The sequence below is a fragment of the Methylobacterium sp. CCH7-A2 genome, from assembly GCF_001557075.1.
Classification (GTDB): domain Bacteria; phylum Pseudomonadota; class Alphaproteobacteria; order Rhizobiales; family Beijerinckiaceae; genus Allobosea; species Allobosea massiliensis.
In genome coordinates this window covers 1-7112 of record NZ_LSKN01000186.1, presented here as the reverse complement: position 1 = coordinate 7112, position 7112 = coordinate 1, and the positions used below count along the sequence as shown (strand labels likewise).

Below are 7112 nucleotides of genomic sequence, written 5' to 3'. Positions count from 1 at the left end.
AGAGGGGCACGCGTCGCGACGCTGGCATGAGCGGCCTCGAAGATCCGGTCGGTATCGACCGCGACCGGCGAGAGCGCGAGCGCGGCCAGCGCGAGGACGTGCTGGAGCAGCGCCCCCTCCCTGGCGGAAATGATCTCGTCGCGGTCCTCAGGATGCAGCTCGTCTTGATCGAGCGAGAGAGCGAAGCGCTCCGCCCATACCGCATGCTGCCGGGCCTCGGCGAGGAGCAGGCCCGCATCCGCCTTGCGCTTGAGCCAGCTGCGCAAGGTCAGGTGCTCCTCGATGCGGTGGATCGTTGCGCGGCTTGGCGAGGGCCCCTCGCCATGGCCGCGACCGGCGAAGGCGATGGCATCCTGCGCAAGGGTGTGAGCATCGCGATCCTTCAGTCCGAAGGCGATCTCGCCGACATGGCGAAGCTCGTTGTCGCCAGGGTTCTCCAGACTCTGAATGAACGCTGCCCCCTGCTGCCGGCGCGCATGGCGATCAGCGCCGGTGGTCGCCGGCATCAACGCGGCGGCGACGGTCGCGGTCGTGTTGAGCAGGACGAGCGCGTAGAGCTGGGCGAGATGCTGCGACACCTGACCGGGCGGGCTCACCTGGGCGAGTGCGACGAAGCGCGCGACCTGATCGGCATGAAGCCGGGCGCGCTCGACCATGTCGGCGACGCTCGCCGGGTTGCGGATGAAGGCGGCATAGGCCGCCTCACTCGGCTGATGCAGGCGCAGCGCCGCGATCTCGTCGATCACGGGACGCAGGGTCGGATCGAACGGCAGGGTGGCGAGGGTCTCGGTCGCCGTGGCGCCGGGCTGGGGGTAGGTCATGTCGATGGTGCTTTCTGCAATGGAGGTCGTGCTGAGTTCCCAGGGGTGTTTTGGTCCCCGTTCTCACTGTCCCTCTCTCGTCAGCGCCTCCGCTCCGGGCTTGGAGCCCGCAGCTGGGCCTCGCCCGTCTCCGCCTTCATCCTCTTGGTTGTCATCTCACTCAGGAAGCCGATCTGGCCCTTCCCGGCTGATCCGAGCCGCAGCACGGCTTCGGCCTGGCCGAGGTCGGCCCGGGTCACGTGGCGGCGTCCCTCCATGCATGCGAAGCCGAAAGCGATCGGCCAGAGGCGCGACATCGCGCGCGGCGTCTGGGCCATGACCTGCTGGAGCAGCGCGTCTGTCGGGGCAACGAACAGCCCGCCCGTGGCGGCATTCGCCTCGTCGAAGAGCGAGCGCTGGATCGCCAGCATCTGGCTTGGCTCCAGCGTGATCTCGAACGCAATGAGCCGATCGACGATCGAGGGGGGCAGCGGCGAAAGGTCATTCGCCGTCGCGATCCAGATGATGTGATCGGCCCGCAGCGGCACTTCGACGAACTCGTCGGTGAAGCGGCTGGCGTTCTCGCGCTCGAGCAGCGAGTGCAAGACGTTGATCGGCGTCTCGCTCGGATTGAGCGGGCTCGCCTTCTCGATCTCGTCGATGACGATGACGGGCGACGCGCAGCTGGAGTCGATGAGCAGCTGCGCGACCTTGCCGGGGCCGGACGCCCGCCAGATCGGCGCGAGGCCTGAGAACCAGGTGCCTCGGTCGGTGACAAGGTTCATCGGAATCGTCAGGTGGGAGACTCCGAAGGCCTGGGCGAGGCGATGAGCGTAGTAGCTCTTGCCGACGCCCGGGGCTCCCAGCAGGACGCAAGGGTCGAGCCGCAGCGCCTGGCCCCCGGCCATCGCCAGCGTCACCGCGCGGACGATCCAGGCGGTGACCGCCGCAAACTGCGGGCAAGACCGATCGAGAGCGGCGAGACGCGCGATCATCTTGGCTTCGGGGACGATCAGGCTGCGCCAGGAGCCGCGCTCGTCCTGATAGAGACGGTTCCAGAGCGCGCGCTGCCGCGCCTGGGCATGGCCCTCGTCGTCGCTCGTCGCGGTCACGATGCCGTCGCCATGCAAGCGACGATCGACGTCGTGATAGTCGAACAGGTGGAGGCCGATCGGCTCCGGGAGTGGAACGGGAGGCACGGCGGCGACGGCGCGCGTACGGCGCGCGCGGCTGATCTTGCTGGTCATCGAGGGGAATCCAAGTTGGGCTTCACGGGGGTTCTGCGGCTGCAGTCCCGTTTTCCCTTCCCTTCATCGGTGTGGGCGCTGACGTCGGTACCCCCTCACACCCGTACGACGGCGTTCATGTCCGCGGCTAAGGTGAGCGTCTTCAACGGCCTATGCTCCTGGGGATCAGGGAAGGGATCGGCTGGCATCAGCGATCAAAACGCCTCACAATCGGTCCGCCAGGATGAGAGCGGAGACGCGTGGTCCAGGAGTATGATGGGGTGAGTGTCGCAAGTCTCTCTGGCGCGCCGGGTGCCCGCACAGTTCAGTTTCGGGCAGGCGGCCCCCAGATTCCCCTCGACTTGGTGCGCGCACGAGACGCCGGCGAGGTGGTGTTCGTGGTCGGGGCCGGAGCCTCGCGGGGCAGCGGCCTTCACTCCTTTGAAGGTCTGACGAGGACCGTCTTCCAAGAGCTCGCCGGAGCCGACCCCGGGCAACCGAGGACGGTCCCGCACGCAGAGTACGCGGCGTTCAAGAGCAGTGCTTACGACGTTGATCGAACGCAGCTGGAAGCGCGTCTGCGGCGCGGCCCTCCGCTCGAGTCGTGGACACAGGGCACCGCAGACCAGAGGCGCCAGTGGCAGCGCGCCCGTGCGCAAAGGTTTCTCTCCGTTCTCGCACGAGAGGGCGGGCCGCTCTTACCCGAATCGACTGAGTTTGTCGGCGAGATGACGAAGGGGGCGGGACACGACAAGACCGAGCTGACGGTCGACGATCTGCTGGCAGGTGGCGTGCATGTCAGGTCCGTGCCAGAGGGTGACGCCTCCAAGTTCGCGAACTGCGAGAGTGTCGATCTGGTCGTGGCGCTCGAGACCGCGGGGGACGAGCGCGACTTTGGGGGGAGCGACCACGCTGCCGCATTCGTGCGCAGGGAACCCGAGCGCACACTGGAAGCTCTCCTCGCCGCGCCCGATGCGTTCGCGGCGCATGGCGACCTTTGGCGACAGCTTCTTTGGCGTTTGGCGGAGGCCGATTGGATTGAGAGGGCTCCGGTCGAGCAGAAGCAGCGAGTCTTGGACGCGATCGGCAGACTTGACGGTGAGGCGCTCGAGACGACGATCTCGTCCGCGGTGCGGTGGCTGGAGAAATGTGTCGTCGGTCGAGACGAGGCTGTCCTGCCTTTCCTCTCGGCCCAGCAGGACGCCATCATCGAGGTCTGGCATCATCTGGCTTCGCGAGCGTTCCTATCGACCGCCCAGCCTCCCGAAAATCACTTCGGCGCGAATCAGGGCGAAAGGCTCATGCAGCGAGCCTACAACAGCGCTGCGGGCGAGCTTACCTTTGTCGGCTTGGCGCTGCTGGACAAGGCTCGACGCGCCCCGGAGCAGCTCAACGCTAGCGCGCAACAGGCAGAGAGGATCGAGACCGCGATCTGCGAGGTCACGGACCGCGGGCGGCCAGATGTTGCCGCACGATTGGCGGAATGGGCTCACATCGCGGCGGTGCTGATGCCGCGGGCAACCGAGCACCTGGTGCTGGGTCCGATCACCGAGAGCGAGAGTGATGCGGCGCTGTGCCTGCTCGACCTGCACGCGCAATACGGCCGGGGACTGACGTCTGAGCTCTATGGGCGCCTCGAGCCGATCATGGTTCGTGAATCGAAGCGCAATCGGCTGTCGAATAAGGGGGTCGCGCACCTCGTCGGGAGGCTCACCTGGCGAGCTCTCGACCGGCTGTCCGGCACCCAAGCAACCGGATTGTCGCCACCTGAATTGAGGTCGGTCCTTCAGCGGACAAGCGACGAAGGTCGGCGCGCAGCCGCCGACACGGTGCGTGACTGGCTTAAGGGAAAGCCGCTCGAAGAAAGAGCGGACGCTTGGGTAAATACTGGAAGAATCTTTTTCGCACAGTGCTGGGCTTTTGATGTGGCCCTTCGCAGTCCAGAACTGTCGCAGCACTTGGCGAGGATTCCGGCGCTCCTTGGACCGGCCTTCAGGGACGGCGTGACAACGATCGTACCCCTGTTGGTCCCTTTCGAGGTTTGGGATGTCGACACCCTCTTTCTCTATTTCGGATCGCGTCAACAGACGGACGAGGGGCAAGAATTTGCCAGCACCAGCCTGAGGCGAAAGGCAGCTGGGGCGGCCTGGAGTGCAGCGGTCGATCTCCTGGATGCTGCTCTTGGCCCACACCCGAAGGTTGTTCCTTACGATCTTGCTGAATGGCTGACCGATCTGAGATCGTATTCGCACGAGGCCCAAGAGGATCCCCGCTTCAAACGTCTCTTGCGCCTGACCCAGCGTTAGTCTCGGACATTAGCAGGGTCGTCCAAACCGGTTTTGCTGGGGGGCCAGGTTCCGGCTAGCGCCGCGCAGGGCGCGCAGACGCTCGCCGTAGCCGGCGGGCATGGTGGAGCGAAGCAACGGACGAGCGGCAACCGTCTACAGTGGCGCGGGATTCGTCTCGGCCTTGGTGTCGATGAAGTGGGCGATCGTCTGGAGAGTAGCGAGCAGCGTGGCGCGCCTGTTCGCTCCACACAAAGTAGCGAAGATCCGGCGGTCAGCGGCGGCGCCCGCACGGTGTCGTCGGCGAACCGACACTCCTTCGAATGGGGTGGGATGGCGCTCTCAAAGAGGGGCTCGCCCGCTCCCGTCGGCTTATCATCGGTCGGATGCCAGGGGGATGGCGGAAAACGAACGCTTTAAATGTCAGCTATAGGCCAGAATCGCCAGTCGCCTTCCGGCAAATAGGTGGCAGACATTGCCCGCAGACCAGCGCCGGCCTTGCGGCCGACGCCCGCGGTCGTCGTTCTTCCTGAGGGGTTAGGCCGGCGTCGCCGCCTGGCCCTTCTCCACCAAGGCGGCCGCGTCTGGCCCGAGCGCATGGCGCCGCTCGACCAGCCATGCCCGGATTGCCTCAAGGGCCGGCCGCGCCGCCGGCTCGCCCGTCGCCACGAGCTCCTCGCAACGCGCGAGCGCCTTGGGGATGGTCATCCACGGGACTTCGTCCGCTGTCACGAGCCGATGGTTGAGCCAGTCCTGCCCGCGGCGCCGAGCCTCGGGGGAGAGCGTCTCGGGCGCGTTCAGGAACACCTGCCGGATCGCCAGCGAGCGAAGCCGCGGATCCCGGATGTGCTGAGCCGCGAAGCTCGCCCGTAAATCCCAGGGCAGCTGATGCCAGCGCTGGCAGGCCGCGGCATCGGCATTGGAGATGAATCCGCCGGAGTAGAGCTGCTCGTCGACCCAAGGCGAGGGCTCGCGATCGGCGTATCGCCCCTCCAGCGCCAGGGCCAGTTGCCGGGTGAATGTCGGATGCGCCCAGAGCGCCCTGGCGCGGGCGCGATAGACCGACAGCGGCAGCGGCTCGACCAGCGCATGCACCGCCTGGTCCCAGCCGAACAGGATCGGTTGCGCGTTGGTCTTGACCTGCCGGATCGGCGACCGGCCGGCGCGGATCAGCGCAAGGAGCTCTGGCGCCTGCATGCCGAGCAGCCCGGCCGGATCCTCGCTGAGATCGATGACGACCCGCGCGTTCGGGTTCGTCGGTGAGCCGATGAAGGGCGCGACCGGCACCATCCGAGAGAAGCCGCCGAGGACGACGACATCGTCGTCAGCCATCACTCCGTTGGGTCCGCTCTTGTTCGCGTTCGCCAACATCGCCGCCATGGTCGTTGGGGCCCGATCAAGCAGGAGCTTGAACAGGTCGCGTGTCGCGCGCACGTCGGCGAGGGCATCATGAGCGGCGTCCTCGCTGAGACCGATCCCGTTGAAGCGGCAGACTTCGCCGAGCTTCAGCACCGGCTTGCCCTCGGGGCTTTGCGGCAGCAGGATCGCCCCAAGCTCGAGCATCGTCACCGCGCGCAGCATGACCAGAACATCGGCGCGGCCATGCCCCGTCATCGAGCCCGCATAGGGCGGCAGAAGGGTTTGAAAGTTAGATTGTCTAACGATTTCATCATCATAGGAGATGTTATTATAGCCGACGATCATGCAGGGCCTGCAGTCGGTCATGATCCGGCCGATCTGCGCCATCATCTCCAGATGGCTCAGCGGCTGGTCCTCAAGCATCGTCGGCGTGATGCCAGTGACAAGCAGCGCGTCGACCGAAGGGGTTACATGCGCCGGTAACCGGCAGCGCAGCGTCAGCTCCCTCTGGATGCGCAGCTCGGCATCTGTCTGCACGAACGCCGCCTCAAGGGGGACGTCGAAGCAAGCCTGGAGGCCGCTCGCCTCAAGATCATAGAAGAGATAGCCCATCACGCCGCCCTCAATGCGCCGGGCCAGCGGGCCGGTCGAGGGGGATCAGGACGACGCCGGCTCGGTCGCCATCCGCCTGCATCGCCGCCTCCGCCATGATGGCGGCATTCGAGCGGGCGACCTCGTGCGGCACACGGATGAGGGCCTCGAAGACGCTGACCTTCAACATGAGGACGTCGCGATCCTCGGTCGGGATCTCGGCGAGGAGGATCGCCATGCGCCGGGCGGCCATGCGGGCGCCTTGTGCGATCTGATAGCCGTTCAGCCCGTGCACGCCGTCATAGCGTTCCGGCGCCGCCTCGATCCGCCGGGCGTGGTGCATGTGAGCCTGGAAGCGGGCGAAGAGCTCTTCGGCCCCCAGCACCCCACGGTAAGCCCGCACATACAGCGCGAGTTCGTCCTCCTGCGGCCCCGGCTCGTCGCGGCGGCCGACCTTGTCCTGGTTCGTCATCTTGTTTGTCCATGGAGCGCGGACCCGGGGGCCGCTCCTGAGGCGCCTAATCCCGGGGGTAACCCAACACAGGTCCCACCATCTTCTTCTCCCTCGCCTCGAGCCGCTGCCGTCGTGCGCAGACGCGTTCCGACTTGACGGTCAGCTCGACATTGTTCTTGTTATGTTCGCGCCACCGATCCACCAGCCCCCAGGACCGTCATGTCCGCCGAACGCCAGCCCGCAGAGCCTGAAGCCGACACCGTCTTCCCGACCGACGCCGATATCGACGCCGTGCTCTACGAGGCCAAGGGCGATGCGAGGGCGGCGATCCGCATGCTGCTGGTCGATCTCGACCTCCTGGCGCGCGATCACAACGCCACGGTCTCGCATGGCTACG

5 protein-coding genes are annotated in these 7112 nt (G+C 66.4%); 1 reads left to right on the top strand and 4 read right to left on the bottom strand.

The annotated features are described in order from the left end of the window. On the bottom strand, window positions 1-821 hold an 821-nt coding region (locus tag AX750_RS14465; RefSeq protein ID WP_156450085.1), incomplete at its 3' end, for a hypothetical protein. 80 nt (window positions 822-901) lie between these two features. After that, the gene (locus tag AX750_RS14460; protein ID WP_066734670.1) at window positions 902-2047 is read right to left on the bottom strand and encodes an AAA family ATPase; all 1146 of its coding nucleotides are present in this window, start codon (window positions 2045-2047) and stop codon (window positions 902-904) included. A 707-nt stretch (window positions 2048-2754) separates the two neighbouring features. On the opposite strand from AX750_RS14460, the gene AX750_RS14455 reads away from it, so the two are divergent. Continuing rightward, entirely contained in the window at window positions 2755-4332 is a 1578-nt protein-coding gene (locus tag AX750_RS14455; protein WP_156446397.1) for a hypothetical protein, read from the top strand. A gap of 516 nt (window positions 4333-4848) precedes the next feature. Here the strand turns inward: AX750_RS14455 and AX750_RS14450 are convergent. Further along, window positions 4849-6282, bottom strand: coding sequence for an exonuclease domain-containing protein (locus tag AX750_RS14450; RefSeq protein ID WP_066734669.1), 1434 nt, complete (start codon window positions 6280-6282; stop codon window positions 4849-4851). A gap of 10 nt (window positions 6283-6292) precedes the next feature. Further along, window positions 6293-6733, bottom strand: a complete 441-nt coding sequence (locus tag AX750_RS14445) for a hypothetical protein (protein ID WP_066726048.1) — start codon at window positions 6731-6733, stop codon at window positions 6293-6295. Between the last annotated feature and the right edge of the window lie 379 nt (window positions 6734-7112).

Bases quoted from the DNA above. Each gene is read 5' to 3' on its own strand.
- AX750_RS14460 (WP_066734670.1), bottom strand. From the start codon at position 2,047: ATGACCAGCAAGATCAGCCGCGCGCGCCGTACGCGCGCCGTCGCCGCC.
- AX750_RS14450 (WP_066734669.1), bottom strand. From the start codon at position 6,282: ATGGGCTATCTCTTCTATGATCTTGAGGCGAGCGGCCTCCAGGCTTGC.
- AX750_RS14445 (WP_066726048.1), bottom strand. From the start codon at position 6,733: ATGACGAACCAGGACAAGGTCGGCCGCCGCGACGAGCCGGGGCCGCAG.
- AX750_RS14455 (WP_156446397.1), top strand. From the start codon at position 2,755: ATGACGAAGGGGGCGGGACACGACAAGACCGAGCTGACGGTCGACGAT.